The following is a 15,860-nucleotide window of genomic DNA, read 5'->3' on the forward strand; positions in this document are numbered from 1 at the left end:
AGGGTGGACTATGAGCACGATGGAAAGAATCCTGCGTTTGATGGTGGACAAGAAGGCGTCTGACGTCTACCTGTCGGCCCATTCGCCCGCCCTGATCAAGATCAATGGCCAGGCCATCCCGATCAATGCGCAGATCCTGCCGCCGGAGGCACCGCGCAACCTGCTGGCCGAGGTATTGCCGCCCGAGCGCATCGAAGAGATGGAGGAAATGGGTGAGCTCAACATGGCGTTGCCGATTGCCGGCCTGGGCAACTTCCGTATCAGCGGATTCAAGCAGCGCAGCACCTACGCCGCCGTGATCCGCTACATCCCCAGCGAAATCCCGCCACTGGAAAGCCTGAACGTGCCGCCCATCCTGGCCGACCTGATCATGGAAAAGCGCGGCCTGCTGCTGATGGTGGGTTCCACCGGCGCCGGCAAAAGCACCACGCTGGCCTCCATGATCGATCTGCGCAACGAGACAACGCTGGGTCACATCCTCACCATCGAAGACCCGGTCGAATTTTTGTTCACCAACAAGAAGTCTGTCGTGAATCAGCGGGAGGTCGGCAGCGATACACAATCGCTGCAAGTAGCGCTGAAAAATGCGTTGCGCCAGGCGCCTGACGTCATCCTGATCGGTGAAATCCGCGACCGCGAAACCATGTCGGCGGCCATTGCCTATGCGCAGTCGGGCCATTTGTGCCTGGCGACCATGCACGCCAACAACAGCTACCAAGCGCTGAACCGGATCCTGAGCTTTTACCCGGTGGAAGTGCGCAGCACCATGCTGGGTGATCTGGGTGCCGCGCTCAAGGCCATCGTGTCGCAGCGCCTGCTGCGCACCCAGGACGGCGGCCGAACGCCGGCGGTGGAAGTCATGCTCAACACCAAGCTGATCTCCGAGTTGATCGAAAAAGGCGATTTTTCAGGCGTCAAGGAAGCGATGGAAAAATCCATGGCCGAAGGCTCACAGACCTTCGAGCAGGACATCGCCAAGCTGATCGTGGCCGGCACCGTCACACGCAAGGAAGGTGTTCTCTACGCCGACTCGCCGACCAACCTGATGTGGCGGCTGGAAAATGACTTTGCCATCAAGGCCAAGACACTGGAGCCTGAAGAGGACCCGGATGACGAACCGTCCTTTACGGAAATCACGCTGGACGTGAAACACTAAAAACACGGCCGCGCTCGTTTTCGGGCCGGTGTTAACAGGCCCTAAACGACATGTCCCGAACCCTGCATCTGGCCGAACAGCTGATTTCCCGCCCCTCCGTCACGCCTGACGACGCCGACTGCCAGGCCATGCTGATCGCCCGGCTGGCGCCGCTGGGTTTTCAATGTGAAACCATCGTCAGTGGCCCCGCCGACTTCCGCGTCACCAACCTGTGGGCTAAACGCGAAGGGAAATTGAAGGACTTTAGGCCTGCAGACCAGTCAGGACGAGCGCAAGCAGCTCCTGAATTGATAGCAAATGGCGCTGAAACCACGCCTGCCAAAACACTGGTATTCGCCGGCCACACCGACGTGGTGCCCACCGGCCCCCTCGACCAGTGGCACAGCCACCCGTTCACCCCCAGCCATCGTGATGGACAAATGTATGGCCGTGGCGCCGCCGACATGAAAACGTCGATTGCGGCCATGGTGGTTGCGGTCGAGGAATTCCTGGCCGCCCACCCGGATCCGGCCTTGTCGATCGCCTTCCTGATCACCAGCGACGAGGAAGGCCCCGCCGTGGACGGCACGGTCATGGTCTGCGAGCAGCTGAAAGCGCGCGGCGAAACGCTGGACTATTGCATCGTGGGCGAACCCACCTCGGTCGAGCGCCTGGGCGACATGATCAAGAACGGCCGCCGTGGCACCATGAGCGGCAAGCTCACTGTCAAGGGCGTGCAGGGCCATATTGCCTACCCGCACCTGGCCAAAAACCCCATCCACCTGTTTGCACCTGCGCTGGCCGAACTGGTGGCCACCGAGTGGGACAAAGGCAATGCCTTCTTCCCGGCCACGAGCTGGCAAGTCTCCAACATCCACGGTGGCACCGGCGCGTCCAACGTCATTCCGGGCGAACTGGTGGTGGACTTCAATTTCCGCTTCTGCACCGAATCCACGCCGGAGAGCCTGCAGCAACGCCTGCAGGCCGTGCTCAGCCGGCACCAGCTGGAATATGACCTGAAATGGACCCTGGGCGGTCTCCCCTTTCTGACCACTCCAGGCACACTGGTGGATGCGGTGCGTGGAGCGATCCAGGCTGAAACCGGCCTGAAAACCGAACTATCCACCACGGGAGGTACGAGTGACGGCCGCTTTATCGCCAAAATCTGCCCGCAGGTCATTGAATTCGGTCCCCTCAACGCTTCGATCCACAAGATCAACGAGCATGTTCTGGTGAGCTCACTCGATCCGCTCAAAAACATCTACAAAGGTGTTCTGGAACGGCTGGCGGCAGCATGACGAGCCCGGCAACTCCTGCTGCACCGCTGACGGTGCTGGCGCTGGTCGAGCAAATGGCCGCCAGGCTGGAAGCGGCAGGCCTGCACTTTTCAGACGGATTCGGGCAAGGCACGACCAACGCCTTCGACGAGGCCGCGTGGCTGGTGCTGTGGAAGCTTGGGTTGCCACTGGACGACCTGGATTCTGTAGAGAATCGGCCGGTAACACAAGAGGAACATGCGCAAGCAGCTATGCTTTTGGAAGCACGCATCAGCACCCGCAAGCCGGCGGCTTACCTGACGAACGAAGCCTGGCTGATGGGCGTGCCCTTTTATGTCGATGAGCGTGTGATCATTCCACGCTCCCTCATTGCCGAGCTGCTGGCCGACGCCAGCATAGACCCCTGGCTGGGCGAGCACACCCACCGCGTGCTTGACCTCTGCACCGGTAACGGCAGCCTCGCGGTGCTGGCGGCCATGACCTACCCTGATGTGTTGGTGGACGCCGCCGACATCAGCCTGGACGCCCTGGAGGTGGCCCGTATCAATGTGGACCGTCATCACCTGGACGGCCGCATCACGCTGATCGAATCTGACGGCATGGCTGCCTGCGCGGGCCTGTATGACCTGGTTTTGTGCAACCCGCCCTATGTGAACGCTGCCAGCATGGCAGCCCTTCCGGCCGAGTTCCGGGCTGAACCCGGCCTGGCACTGGACGGTAACCGGCACGGCGGCACCGATGGCATGGACTTCATTCGAGACCTTTTTCAAAGCGCCGCACGCCATATGAGCGAAAATGCTGTGCTGGTGCTGGAAATCGGCAATGAGCGCGAGAATTTTGAGCGCGCTTTCCCGACGCTTGAACCGCTGTGGTTCGAAACCAGCTCGGGCGCCGACCAGGTCTTGCTGCTGACGCGCGAACAACTGGCCTGAAGGCCAGGCTGGCGCTCAGCCCCGGCCTGAATGACTGGCGCAGCGCTTGCTTGGCAAGCGTGTGCGACGCCCCGCCACCCCGAATACTTTTCCTGAAGCTTTAATTAAATGATTACCCTTAAAAACGTCGTGCTGCGCCGCGGCGCCAAAGTGATTCTGGATGGCGCGTCCGTCACCCTCAACCCCGGCGAAAACGTTGGCCTGGTGGGGCGTAACGGCGCGGGCAAATCCTCTTTGTTCGCGATGCTCAACGGAACGCTGCATGAAGACGGCGGCGAATTTTCGATTCCTACGCAGTGGCGCATGGCGCAGGTTGCGCAGGACATGCCCGAAACCGAGCAAAGCGCCACCGACTACGTGATCGAAGGCGACGTGGTGCTGATGGCCGCACAAGCCGAGGTGGCGGCCGCCGAAGAAAGCGGTGACGGCGACCGCATGGCGCACGCCTACATGGAGCTGTACGACTCCGGCGCGCACGACTCGCAGGCGCGCGCCCAAGCGCTGATCCTGGGCCTGGGCTTCAAGGTCAGCGAACTGGACAACCCGGTCAACAGCTTTTCCGGCGGCTGGCGCATGCGACTGCAGCTGGCGCGCGCGCTGATGTGCCCGTCTGACCTGTTGCTGCTGGACGAGCCCACCAACCATTTGGACCTGGACGCGCTGGTCTGGCTGGAAGCCTGGCTCAAGCGCTACCAGGGCACCATGCTGGTCATCAGCCATGACCGCGAATTTCTCGACGCCGTGACCGACGTGACGGTGCATATCGAAAGCGCAAAACTCACTCGTTACGGCGGCAATTACAGCAAGTTCGAAGATTTGCGTTCCGAGCAAATGGCGCTGCAACAGACTGCGTTTTCCAAGCAGCAGGACAAGATCGCCCACCTGCAGAAGTTCATCGCCCGCTTCAAAGCCAAAGCCAGCAAGGCCAAGCAGGCGCAAAGCCGCGTCAAGGCACTGGACCGCATGGAGAAAATCGCGCCGCTGTTGGCCGAGGCCGACTTCACCTTCGAGTTCAAGGAGCCGGCCAACCTGCCCAACCCCATGCTGTCGATGCAGAACGCCTACTTCGGTTACCCACCGCTTGAAGATTCCCCGGAAGGTACGCCGCCCACAGTCATCGTGCAGAACGTCAGCAAGTCAGTGCTGGCCGGCCAGCGCATTGGCATCCTGGGCGCCAACGGCCAGGGCAAGTCCACGCTCGTGAAGACCGTGGCCCGGGCACTCGTGCCCATCAGCGGCGAGATGATTGAGGGCAAGGGACTGAACATCGGCTACTTCGCCCAGCAGGAGCTGGACGTGCTGCGCCCGGCCGACAACCCGCTGGAGCACATGATCCGCCTTGTCAAGGAAGTCACCGCCGCCGGCAAGATGGGCAACCAGCCTACGCGTGAGCAGGATTTGCGCAGCTTCCTGGGTAATTTCAATTTTGGCGGCGACATGGTCAAACAGGCCGTGGGCAGCATGAGTGGCGGTGAAAAAGCACGCTTGGTGCTGTGCATGATCGTCTGGCAGCGCCCCAACCTGCTGCTGCTTGATGAGCCGACCAACCACCTGGACTTGGCCACGCGTGAAGCCTTGTCGATGGCACTCAATGAGTTTGAAGGCACCGTCATGCTGGTGAGCCACGACCGCGCACTGCTGCGCGCCGTCTGCGATGAATTCTGGATGGTGTCCCAAGGCGGCGTCGCCCCCTTTGACGGCGACCTGGACGACTACCAGAAATACTTGCTCGACCATGCCAAACGTCAGCGCGAGGAAGCCAAGAAAGCCGGCAGCGCGGCCCCGGTTGCCACTGCCAAGTCGGTTACACCCCCTGCGGCGGCCGAAGAAAAGAAACCCGTGCCCCGCGAGACGCCCGAACAGCGCAAGCTTGATGCGCAGCGCCGTCAGCAACAGGCCGAAGCCACCAAACCGCTTCGCAAGGAAATCGAGAAAATCGACCTTCGCATGAAAGCGCTGGCCGCAGAACGCGACAGCCTGCAGGGCTTGCTGACCACCACCACTGCGCCCGCAGAGATCGCCCAGACCGGCAAGCGCCTCAAGGCCATCGAGGGCGAAATAGACATGCTGGAAGAACGGTGGCTTGAGCTGACCGAACAGATCGAGACGGCTGCGGTGTAAAGTGGCGAAAGGATCCTTGACGGCACCACGCCGCCGAGGTCACCCCATTTTGAAAGGGCCCGATTGATGCCTTCAGCCTTGCATATGGCCGCGGACGACGCGGCACTTGAAGCCGCCGTCAAACGCAGCCGCAAGCTGCTGAACAAGCGTGCCATGGTGGCGGCCGCAGCCAGCGCCGTGCCGGTGCCCGGGCTGGACTGGGCGGTGGACGCTGCGATGCTGTCCCGGCTCATCCCGGAAATCAACAGGGAGTTCGGTCTCACGCCCCAACAGCTTGACAGGCTGGAGCCCAGAAAGCGCGACCAGGTGCAAAAAGCCGTCACGCTGGTAGGTTCGGTGCTCATCGGAAAATTTATCAGCCGTGACCTTGTCATCAAGGCTGCCACCAAGATCGGCGTTCGCCTGACCACCAAACAGGTTGCCAAGTATGTGCCACTGGCTGGCCAGATCGTGTCGGCCGCAGTCGGCTATGCGGCGATACGCTACCTGGGCGAAGAGCACATGAAAGACTGTATCCGGGTGGCGAAGCAGGCGGAGATGGAGCTGCCCTTGCTGGGCTACTCGGCTTGAGCCCGCAAAGCCCGCCTTCGGGAGTTTGTCAGCAGAACAACAAAAAAGGACCTGGCCTTGCGGCCAGGTCCTTGATGTACTTGGTGGGTTCTGACAGATTCGAACTGTCGACCTACGGATTAAGAGTCCGCTGCTCTACCAACTGAGCTAAGAACCCGGAAATTCTGGTGGGACCAGCGGGGGTCGAACCCACGACAAACGGATTAAAAGTCCGCTGCTCTACCAACTGAGCTATGGTCCCAAGAACGTATCTTGCGAGACATCCCGGTATTTGCTGCTTCGAGGGCAGCAAAGCCTTGAATTATAGCGTGATTTTTTAAGCCTCCGCAAAAACTCAGGCCGCAATTTTGTCGAGTGCCCAGCCGGCCGCGCACAACCCGAAGGTCGAGGTCACGCTCACGACCGATCCATAACCGTGGCAGTTCAGGCTACCGTCGCTCTGAGCGGCCGCATCGGGCTGCAGCACGGCTTCGCGGCTGAACACGCAGGCCACGCCTATCTTGCCTTTGCGCGCCGCGCCGTGCTCCTTGCGCAGGCGGTAACGCAGCTGCGCCAGCAAAGGGTCGTGCGTGACCAGCGACAGGTCGTCGATGTCCACGCGGTGCGCCAGCCGCTTGCCGCCCGCGGCGCCTACACTGACCAGATTCACCTTGTTGGCAATCGCCCAAGCTGCCATGGCGGTTTTGGCTTTCACCTGGTCGCAGGCGTCGATGACGGCCAGCTGCTTGCGGTCAAAGCCCTCTTCGAGGCCCAGGATGCCCGGCCAGTTGGCGGTGTCGACAAATTCCTCGATGCCGTCCACGCGGCAGCCCGGGTGAATCTGCGCGATGCGTTCGCGCATGGCCTGCACCTTGGCCTGCCCCAGCGTGCTGTCCAGCGCATGGACCTGGCGGTTGATGTTCGATTCGGCGATGTGGTCGAGGTCGATCAAGGTCAGGCGGGCCACGCCGCTGCGGGCCGCGGCCTCGGCCGCCCAGGAACCCACGCCGCCCAGACCCACAACCACAACGTGCGCCTGGCGTATGCGCTGCGCCCCCGCCGCGCCGTAAAGGCGCGCCAGGCCGCCGAACCGGCGCTCCAAGTCGGCGGGAAGTTCTTCGATGAGGGATGTCATTGGAAATGCGGATCGTTGCCGGGACGTGCTCAGGCAGAACGTTCCAGCCGCCAGATCTGGTACTTCAATCCCGCCACGCAGCCCGCGAGAATGGCCGCCAGCGCCACAAAGCTGGTGGCGCTCAGGGTCGAGATGCCCGACAGGCCCTGCCCTACAGTGCAGCCCATGGCGCAGACGCCGCCCACGCCCATCAACGTTGCGCCCACCAGGTGGTTGGCGGTGTCTTCCGCGTCGCGAAAGCCTTCCCAGCGGAAACTGCGCGACAGCAGGGCATAGACGGCCGAGCCGGCCACCACCCCGAACACAGACACGATGCCCAGGGTGAGCACCTTGCTCTTGTCGCTGAAGAACATCAACCAGTCTACGGTATAGGCCACCGGCGAGACAAAGCTCAGTGCCTCGGCCCGGCCCGAGTTGGTGGCCAGGAAGGCCTCCTGCAGCGTCTCCGGATGCTCGGCCACATAACCGAGATGCCCGCTGACCCACCACATGGCCGCAATGACGCCGCCTATGCCCAAGCCCGCGAGCAGGTTGTCGAAGCGCCGGAACTCTTTGCCGAACAAGGCCCAGACGATGAGGCCCAGTCCGATGAGGATGGCCAGGCCTATGCCGGCGGCAGCGGGCGTTATGCCGATGGCGCCCGCCACCCAGTTCGGCAGGGTCGCATTGACCGCGAACTCAACGGCCACCTTGTCGACCGTGGCCACCCGAACCACGGCGGTGATGCCCTTGAGTGTGGCGAAAGCCGCGATGCCCATCACGGCGAACACCACGACGGATTTGAGGCTGCCTCCTCCGATACGCACCAGCGTCTTGCTCCCGCAGCCCGAGGCCAGCACCATGCCAAAACCGAACATCGTGCCGCCCACCAGCGCAGAGAGCCAGATAAACCGGTTGGAGGCGTACAAGGTCTTGGCGGGGTCAATCACACCGGCAGCGGCCAGGGTGAAAAAACCGATCATGGCGACGCCGATCGCCATTCCCCACATGCGCATACGGGTCCAGTCACCCATGTTCACGATGTCGCTGACGGCGCCCATGGTGCAGAAGTGCGTTCGCTGGGCAATCGCGCCAAAAACCATGGCGAGAATGAAACCGGCCCAGAGAACCTGGGCCGTGAGACTGTTGAGTGCGGAGATGTCCATCGCCCGATTTTAGGGGCGAATGATCTTTGCCCCCGGGCCGGCCGGATAGCCTGCCCGAGGTGCGGCTTACTTCAGCTTGGCCAGCCGTTCCTTGGCGACGGAAGCCGCCTCGGCCTGGGGATAGGTCTTGACCAGGTCCTCCAGCGTCTTGCGGGCCGACTTGGTGTCCTTGAGTTCCACCTGGCAGTTGGCCAGCGAAAGCATGGCCTCCGGCGCACGCATATGATCGGGTTCAGCCGTCACGAGCGAGCGGAAATTGGTCACCGCATCGCGGTAGTTGCGCAGGGCGTACTGCGCATTGCCCAGCCAGAACAGGGACGATGTCCGGTAGCCGGTTTGCGGATAACGCTTCAGGAAGCCCAGGAAGCTCGTCTGCGCTGCTGCGAAGTCGCCCTTGCGAAGCGTAGCCAGTGCGGTTTCGAACTCCTGTTTTTCAGCGGGCTCGGCCACAAATTCCTTGCCGTCCACATTGACTTTGCCGGGTTCGAACTTGCGCAGACGCTCGTCCACGCCTGTCGTCAGGTCTTTCTGGGTGCGCTGCATCTCGGCCACGCTGCGCGTCAGGTTTTCGTTCTGCCCACGCAGGTTGGCGACTTCGCTGCGCAGTGCCTCAATCTGGTTGGACAGGTCGAGTACGCTGCGGCGCAACTGGGCATTGTCTTCCGTGTTTTTCCGCACGTCATCGGCCATGCGCAGCTGCGACGCATCGACCTTTTGCCGCAAATCGAGGATCGCCCGGCGGGCCTCATCGTCTTCAAACAGGCCGGCGTTTGCATTGAACGCCAGCACGCAGGCCGCGGCTACCGCGGCATACCGAAACATGTTCACGGTTCGGGCTCCGTTTAACGGTAGTTGAGTTCAGCGCGGCGATTCTTCGCCATGGATTCCTCATCAGAGCCCGTAGCTGCCGGCTTTTCCTTGCCGAAGCTAACGGCCTCGACTTGCGCATCTGCCACGCCCAGCAAGCCCAGCGCGCGGCGAACTGCCTCGGCGCGCCTTTGGCCCAGAGCCAGGTTGTACTCGCGGCCGCCGCGCTCGTCAGTATGGCCTTCAATAGCCATCTTGCGGCCCTTGTTGGCCGTCAGATATTTGGCATGGGCCTCGATGGCTCCCTGGAACTCGGGCTTGACCACATAGCTGTCGAAGTCAAAGTAGATGACCTTGGTGGTATTGGCCGGCCCTGCCAGCGAGGCATCGGCACCTTCAACCTGTACCGGCGCAACAGCACGGCCGGTCGCGCCTGGTGTACCGCCTTGCTGGGTCGTGCCGGTGCGATCCTCGACCGGCACGTCGTTCAACTTGACGCCAGAGCCGCAAGCTGTCAGCGTGGCCGCCAGGACAAGGGAGGAGATGATTGAAAAAACGGTGCGTTTCATGAGGTACCTCTACAAAAAAATAGGCCGTATGGAAAACAAAAATAATGCCGGGTGTTGCCGGTCACCGCTGGAAAGGGCCCCAATCGGGCTCCCGGATGTCACCGCTTGCCCCGGACAGTCTTGCCTTGATCTTGCCGTCCAGCGTTGTGGTCATCAGGGCTTCCCTGCCCTGCTGCTGGGTGGCATACACAATCAACCGGCTGTTGGGTGCAAAGCTCGGACTCTCATCGGCCGTGGTTTCGGTGATTGGAGTGACCGTGCCGCTGGCAAGTTCCATAACGTGCAGCTTGAAGGCGCCGCCCACCCGGGAAACATAGGCCAGCCATCGACCGTCGGGGCTGATCGCAGGGGATATGTTGTAGGTCCCGGTAAAGGTGACCCGCTCTGCATTGCCACCATTGGGGCTCATGCGGTAGATTTGCGGCGCGCCGCCGCGGTCGCTCACGAAATAGATGTAGCGTCCGTCGGGCGAGAAGGCAGGCTCGGTGTCTATGCTGGAAGACTGGGTCAGCCGTTTGGGCTCGCCCCCATTGAGGCCGATCGCATAGAGCTGTGAACCGCCGTCGCGGCTCAGTGTCGCCACCAACTGTTTGCCGTCCGGTGACCACGCCGGCGCGCTGTTGGAGCCTCGAAAGTTGGCCAGCAGGCGTCGCTTGCCGGAAGCCACATCGTGCGCGTAGATCACCGGCTTGCGCGACTCAAACGACACATAGGCCAGTTGCGAGCCGTTGGGTGACCATGCGGGCGAAATAATGGGTTCGGGGCTGGTCAAGGCCGACTGCGCGCCCTCACCATCGGAGTCGGCCACCCAGAGGTTATATTTCTGGGCCGCCTTGGTCACGTAAGCGATACGCGTCGAGAAAATGCCTTTTTCGCCAGTGAGTTTTTCATAGACAAAATCGGAAATGCGGTGTGCAGACAGCCGCAAGTCAGCAGGTCCTACCGTGTAACTCTGGCCTCCCAAATCCTGTCCGCGCACGATATCCCAGAGGCGAAGACGAACGTCGAAACGACCGTCTGCCAACGGAGAAATGCTGCCGGTCACCATCGAATCGGCGCCTTTTTGCTTCCAGGCGGCCAGATCCGGGCGGGTATTCTCATCTGCGACGATCCCTGCGGTATCGATCGGCCGAAACATGCCACTACGTTCAAGGTCTGCCCGGACGATGGCACCGATCTTTTGCGGCGCCTGCGCTTCTCCCCGAAACGTGGCGATGGCAATGGGCAGTTGGGTCAGGCCAACTCCGGAAACCTCAACGCGAAATTGCGCCAGAGCCGGCACTGCCGGGAGCGTGGCAGCAACCAGCATTCCAGCAATGGTGCGACGGCGAATAAGGGGTGTGATGCTCATGGTTTTTTTGAGGTCAATGCAAATGCGTTATTTTGATGGGTGTTTGGGGGGCAATCTGGCCCAGCCCTTTCTCCGCCTGCGTGACAGCAGTTTTCATGCGCTGGAGCACCCTGTTTTTATTGATGGATTCCTGGTCGCGCGTGTTCTCTCGGTGCCAAAGATGAAATACTTCCGTACCCATAAAACCATTTTTGCGCCGAATTCCCATATGGCTGAGCCTCAACACCAGGTCGGCATCTTCATGACCCCACCCCTGAAAAGTTTCGTCAAATCCGTTGACGTTAAAAAAATCCCGCCGCCAGACACCCAGATTGCAGCTGCGAATGCCTTGCCACTGAAAACCTTGTTGTACCCTGAATAAACGCCATGGCCAGGACAGGAGGTGCAATAATTTGTTGCTATCACCCTGCAGCCGGGCGCGAATCCAGAACGATACAGGACGGCTGGGTAAATCAATAGCGCCATTGACTACACGTTCTGTAAGACGCGGGCTGATGAGCACCCTGCTTCCATTGACAAAACATCCTGGTTCGGCGAGGCGGGCGTGCTCCGCCACAAAGCGCGGCCCGGGAACGCAGTCTCCGTCGAGAAAAACCAGATAGTCGGCCGTAGCCAGACTGGCTCCGAGGTTGCGAGCCTGCGCAGCGGTAAAGCCCACGTCAGGGTGCCAAACGTGGCGGACGGAGCATTTGAAGTCCGGACATTGCTTATGGAGCATCTCCACTTCATCCGCGCGAGATCCATCATCGGCAATGATGACCTCATGCGCCGACCCGCATTGATTTGCGAGTGACTTCAAAACAACCAGCAATGCATTGGTCCGGTTGTAGGTCAGCACAATAAAGCTGACCTTCACGGTGTGCTCGTTCACTTGCCGGAATTCCGTTGCAGCAACCAAAGCTTCAGGTAGCGGTAATAGGTACCTTCGGCATTTGAAATGGCAAGCACGAGCCCCATGCGCCCGTCCATGAAACCCAAGCGCAAAAAATAGGTTCGAAAGAATGCCCAAAAACCATGGCCGAGCGCTTTGCTGATCGACGATTTTTTACCCTTGCTGCGCAGCACTTGGGCACCGGCACTGGAATAGCGGTTGGCCTTGTCGAGAACCGACTCAAAGTTTGTGAAACTTTCGTGGAGCAGGGAGGAGTTCAACTGCCCCACCGGGTTCGACGTAAGAATTTTTTCATGGACAAGATCATCCGAAAAACGGGCACTCTCGCGCCGAAACAGTCGCGTCACACGATCGGGATACCAGCCGGAATGCCGCATATATTGCCCGCAATAGCTGGAAAGACGAGGGAAAGAATAGACGTCAAACGCCGGCGCCTGAAGCGCTTTGATGATTTCACGCTGAAGCTCGGGGGTAACTCTTTCGTCCGCGTCCAGAGAAAGAACCCATTGGGAACTCGCCAGGGCCAATGCGCGATTTTTCTGGGCACCAAACCCGGGCCAGTCATGATCGATGCTGACGCGAGCTCCCATGGACCGGGCAATGGCCACAGTTCCATCACTGCTGCCTGAATCGAGAACCACGACCTCATCAGCGAAAGCTACCGAGCGTAAACAGGCCTCCATGTTATGGGCCTCATTCTTGGTGATGATGGTGACGGACAAGCTTGCCAACGAATGCCTACTCAGAAGATCACAAGGGGGAATTACCAGTGAAGTTGCGTTGCTTCATCCCCTGACAGCATAGCAGAGGACCCGTACGCTTTCCCCTCGTCGCCAAGTGTGGAATCACCGATAATGCGGGCTGCTCATCAGGTACTCACTGCGACCATTTTGTTAAAAAAGACGCTCAATTTTCGGCTCGCCATTATTTGCATAGCCACGGCCTCTATTGGATTGTCTATGGCAATAATCAGTATTGCCAAGCTTTTGCTGGTGCTTTGCGGGCTCGCTACCCTGCTGGCCATGCGACAAACCGGGCAATACAAGAATCCGCTTGCAGGGTTGCGCGTACCAATCGCCGTGCTGGTCATACTGTTCGCGTTCACGCTTAGCCTGATATGGACCGTTGCGCCACTGACCGATGCATTGAGCTCGGTTGGAAAATATGGCAAGCTGCTTGAGATCATCCTGATCGTATTTCTTGTTCGCGATGCGCGCGAGGCGATGTGTGCGTTTGCCACATTTGTTGCTGCACAGGTATTTTTGCTGGCCGGTTCCTGGATGCTTTTTTTCCATCTACCGGTACCCTGGGCCACTTCCAATATGGCGCTGACAAACTACGCCGTATTCTCCAGCTACCTGGACCAGAGCATCATGAGCGGAGTGTTCGCGGCGGTCTGCTGGCATTTACGCGCCCTCTTCCCCGGGCGCTTTGGCCCACATTTCGCTGTATTGGCAGCGATCCTGGCGCTGTGCAATGTTTTTTTTGTGCTGAGTGGCCGTACCGGGCACGTGGTGGCAATCCTTTTGCTGTCGAGCGCCATCATGTGGGAACTACCCAAGCGCTATCGAATAGTCACTGTACTTCTGCCTTTTATCTTTCTTGTAGCTCTCTCATTTGGTTCATCCAAAATGCACCAGCGAATTGTGGAAGCTCAGGCTGAAATAAAGTCTTTTTCCTTTAAAAAAGGTGCCGATATCGCAACCGGTTACGGCGCAGTATCAAGCTCTTCAGGCATTCGGCTCCATTTTTGGCACAGGGCGGTGCAGTCGATTGGCGACAACCCGGTTCTGGGCGCCGGGGCCGGGAGCTGGGCAAGCGAATACAACCGGCTTGAGCAACGGGAAAAGCAGGATTACAAGCCTGTACAAAACGGAAATCCGCATCAGGAATACCTGCTGTGGGGAGTTCAGCTGGGCATTCCCGGAATTGCTCTACTTTGCGGGTTGATGTTTTCGATCTTCAAAGATACCGCCGGGATGAACAAAGCATGTGCCCGGGCGGTGCAGTCCACTTTGCTGGCACTGGCTGCTTCGTGCTTTTTCAATGCATCCATTTATGACGCGCTGATCGGGGATTTTTTCTGTGTATTGCTCGGTTTGTTGCTGGTTTTAGGGCTTCGCAGCCCGACGCAAGAATCTGCTGGTCGATCTAAAAACGAAGCAATAGCATGAGCAGCAGCACTGAAACAGGCTCCTTGGATTCACCATCAAAGCCGTCCCTGCAGCACAGGATTGCGAGAGTCTGGCCTTATTTCAGCAGCTCACGCGGCGGATGGGCATTGGCCATTGGCGCCACTATCGTGGCTTCGGCAACCGAGCCGTTTGTACCGGCATTACTCAAGCCACTCCTGGACCGGGGATTTCAGCGGGACTCATTCAATCTCTGGCTGGTTCCACTGACGTTGATGCTGCTTTTCACCCTGCGAGGACTCTCCGGGTTTCTGGCGCAGTACGCCCTGGCCAAGGTCACCAACGAGGGCCTCCAGTCGCTGCGCCGGGCGATGTTCGGCAAACTGCTGAGCTCGCGCCTGTCGCTGTTCGCGGACCAGTCCTCCAGCGCCATCGCCAACACCGTTGTCTACGAGGTGTTCAACGGCTCGTCGATGATGATCAATGCGGTCATGAAGCTGGCGCGCGACGTTCTCACGCTGGTGGCCTTGGTGGCTTACTTGCTCTTCCTGAACTGGAAGCTGATGCTGATCGTCTCCTTGCTGTTCCCGGCCGTCGCGCTGGTGATTCAGCTACTGACGCGCCGCCTTTACCGGTTGACCCGTGAAAGCCAGGTGGCCACGGACAACCTGGCCTATGTCGTCGAAGAAAACGTGCTGGCTCACCGCGACGTGCGGCTGCATGGCGCGCAGGCCGGTCAGGCTTCGCGCTTCGAGGCGCTGAGCAACACGCTGCGGCGGCTGTCCATCAAATCCACCGTCGCCTACGCAGGCATGAGCGCCATCACCCAGGTGCTGGCCGCAATGGCGCTATCGGCCGTCATCTCCATCGCCCTGCTCCAGGGCTCGGAAAACACCACCACTGTGGGCGGCTTCGTGGCCTTCGTGACGGCCATGCTGCTGCTGATCGCCCCCATAAAAAGCTTGTCCGACGGCGCCACGCCCATCACGCGAGGGCTGGCAGCGATCGAGCGCGGGCTGGACCTGGTCGACCTCATCGAGGACGAAAGCAGCGGCAGCTTCAGCACGGCCAGGGTCGCCGGCGACATTGAATTTTCAGGCGTCAGCGTTGTCTACAAGCCGGATACGCCGTCGGCGTTGGACGGCATCAGCCTGGCGATACGCGCCGGCGAGACCGTGGCGCTGGTCGGCTCGTCCGGTTCTGGCAAGACCACGCTGGCCAGCCTGCTTCCGCGCTTTGTCGACTACAGCGCCGGCAGCATACTGCTGGACGGCACGGAACTACGGGACTGGGACCTGGCTTCGCTGCGCTCGCAGTTCGCCTTCGTAAGCCAGCACGTCGTCATGTTCAACAACAGCATGGCCTTCAACGTCGCGCTGGGTCAGTCTTTCGACAGGGACAAGGTCATGCGCTGCCTGACCGCCGCCAACCTGGGCCAGCTGCTCGATGAACTGCCGCAGGGTATAGACACCGTGCTCGGCCACAACGCCATGCAGTTGTCCGGCGGCCAGCGCCAGCGGCTGGCGATTGCCCGGGCGCTGTACAAGGATGCGCCCGTGCTCATCCTCGACGAAGCCACCTCGGCACTGGACACGGAGTCGGAAAAAGCCGTGCAGGAAGCCATACAGCGGCTGGCCGCGGGCCGCACCTCGCTGATCATCGCCCACCGGCTGTCCACCATCCAGCATGCCGACCGCATCATCATGATGAACGCCGGCCGCATCGTCGAGCAGGGCAGCCATGCTCAGCTGCTCCAGAACAACGGCGCTTATGCCCACCTTTACCGCCTGGGCTTCCAGGGCGCAGCCTAGAAAG

General features: G+C 60.3%; 14 protein-coding genes and 2 tRNA genes. 7 read left to right on the top strand and 9 right to left on the bottom strand.

Features of this window, described 5'->3' with window-relative positions; genetic code table 11:
- Nucleotides 1–10: 10 nt before the first annotated feature.
- The 5 genes from AC1DVV_RS07000 to AC1DVV_RS07020 all read left to right on the top strand — a co-directional run bounded on the left by AC1DVV_RS07000 (nt 11) and on the right by AC1DVV_RS07020 (nt 6,035).
- On the top strand, nt 11–1,156 hold the full coding sequence (locus AC1DVV_RS07000; RefSeq protein WP_431096336.1) for a PilT/PilU family type 4a pilus ATPase: 1,146 nt from the start codon (nt 11–13) through the stop codon (nt 1,154–1,156).
- A 50-nt stretch (nt 1,157–1,206) separates the two neighbouring features.
- Nucleotides 1,207–2,433 (top strand): succinyl-diaminopimelate desuccinylase, encoded by a 1,227-nt coding sequence (gene dapE, locus AC1DVV_RS07005; protein ID WP_477665989.1) that lies wholly within the window; start codon nt 1,207–1,209, stop codon nt 2,431–2,433.
- Nucleotides 2,430–3,344: a 50S ribosomal protein L3 N(5)-glutamine methyltransferase gene (gene prmB, locus AC1DVV_RS07010; RefSeq protein ID WP_457280833.1), complete on the top strand. Its 915-nt coding sequence runs from the start codon at nt 2,430–2,432 to the stop codon at nt 3,342–3,344. The genes dapE and prmB overlap by 4 nt, the downstream gene beginning before the upstream one ends.
- 108 nt (nt 3,345–3,452) lie before the next feature.
- A complete protein-coding gene (locus AC1DVV_RS07015) occupies nt 3,453–5,465 on the top strand; it encodes an ABC-F family ATP-binding cassette domain-containing protein (protein ID WP_457280832.1) in 2,013 nt (670 codons plus the stop codon).
- 66 nt (nt 5,466–5,531) lie between these two features.
- Nucleotides 5,532–6,035, top strand: a complete 504-nt coding sequence (locus AC1DVV_RS07020) for a hypothetical protein (protein ID WP_457280831.1) — start codon at nt 5,532–5,534, stop codon at nt 6,033–6,035.
- A gap of 81 nt (nt 6,036–6,116) precedes the next feature.
- On the opposite strand, the gene AC1DVV_RS07025 is transcribed toward AC1DVV_RS07020, so the two are convergent.
- From AC1DVV_RS07025 to AC1DVV_RS07065, 9 genes are all read right to left on the bottom strand, one after another.
- Nucleotides 6,117–6,192: transfer RNA gene (locus AC1DVV_RS07025), tRNA-Lys, on the bottom strand.
- Nucleotides 6,193–6,200: 8 nt separating this feature from the next.
- Nucleotides 6,201–6,276, bottom strand: a tRNA-Lys gene (locus AC1DVV_RS07030).
- 93 nt (nt 6,277–6,369) lie between these two features.
- Nucleotides 6,370–7,149, bottom strand: a complete 780-nt coding sequence (locus AC1DVV_RS07035) for a tRNA threonylcarbamoyladenosine dehydratase (RefSeq protein WP_457280830.1) — start codon at nt 7,147–7,149, stop codon at nt 6,370–6,372.
- Between the two features lie 29 nt (nt 7,150–7,178).
- Nucleotides 7,179–8,294 (bottom strand): YeeE/YedE family protein, encoded by a 1,116-nt coding sequence (locus tag AC1DVV_RS07040; protein WP_457280829.1) that lies wholly within the window; start codon nt 8,292–8,294, stop codon nt 7,179–7,181.
- 66 nt (nt 8,295–8,360) lie between these two features.
- Complete coding sequence (ybgF, locus tag AC1DVV_RS07045) at nt 8,361–9,116, bottom strand: tol-pal system protein YbgF (RefSeq protein ID WP_457280991.1); 756 nt, start codon at nt 9,114–9,116, stop codon at nt 8,361–8,363.
- 20 nt (nt 9,117–9,136) lie between these two features.
- Nucleotides 9,137–9,670: a peptidoglycan-associated lipoprotein Pal gene (gene pal / locus AC1DVV_RS07050; RefSeq protein WP_457280828.1), complete on the bottom strand. Its 534-nt coding sequence runs from the start codon at nt 9,668–9,670 to the stop codon at nt 9,137–9,139.
- Nucleotides 9,671–9,731: 61 nt separating this feature from the next.
- Nucleotides 9,732–11,021, bottom strand: a complete 1,290-nt coding sequence (tolB, locus tag AC1DVV_RS07055) for a Tol-Pal system beta propeller repeat protein TolB (protein WP_477665987.1) — start codon at nt 11,019–11,021, stop codon at nt 9,732–9,734.
- Between the two features lie 13 nt (nt 11,022–11,034).
- Entirely contained in the window at nt 11,035–11,892 is an 858-nt protein-coding gene (locus AC1DVV_RS07060; RefSeq protein WP_477665986.1) for a glycosyltransferase family 2 protein, read from the bottom strand.
- Nucleotides 11,889–12,644, bottom strand: coding sequence for a glycosyltransferase family 2 protein (locus AC1DVV_RS07065; RefSeq protein ID WP_477665985.1), 756 nt, complete (start codon nt 12,642–12,644; stop codon nt 11,889–11,891). Before AC1DVV_RS07065 ends, AC1DVV_RS07060 begins: the two co-directional genes overlap by 4 nt.
- A gap of 228 nt (nt 12,645–12,872) precedes the next feature.
- Here AC1DVV_RS07065 and AC1DVV_RS07070 point away from each other — a divergent pair, with 228 nt between their 5' ends.
- On the top strand, nt 12,873–14,087 hold the full coding sequence (locus AC1DVV_RS07070) for an O-antigen ligase family protein (RefSeq protein WP_477707176.1): 1,215 nt from the start codon (nt 12,873–12,875) through the stop codon (nt 14,085–14,087).
- On the top strand, nt 14,084–15,856 hold the full coding sequence (gene msbA, locus AC1DVV_RS07075; protein WP_457280823.1) for a lipid A export permease/ATP-binding protein MsbA: 1,773 nt from the start codon (nt 14,084–14,086) through the stop codon (nt 15,854–15,856). The genes AC1DVV_RS07070 and msbA overlap by 4 nt, the downstream gene beginning before the upstream one ends.
- Nucleotides 15,857–15,860: the final 4 nt, after the last annotated feature.

Source organism: Polaromonas sp. P3_B4 (assembly GCF_056402835.1).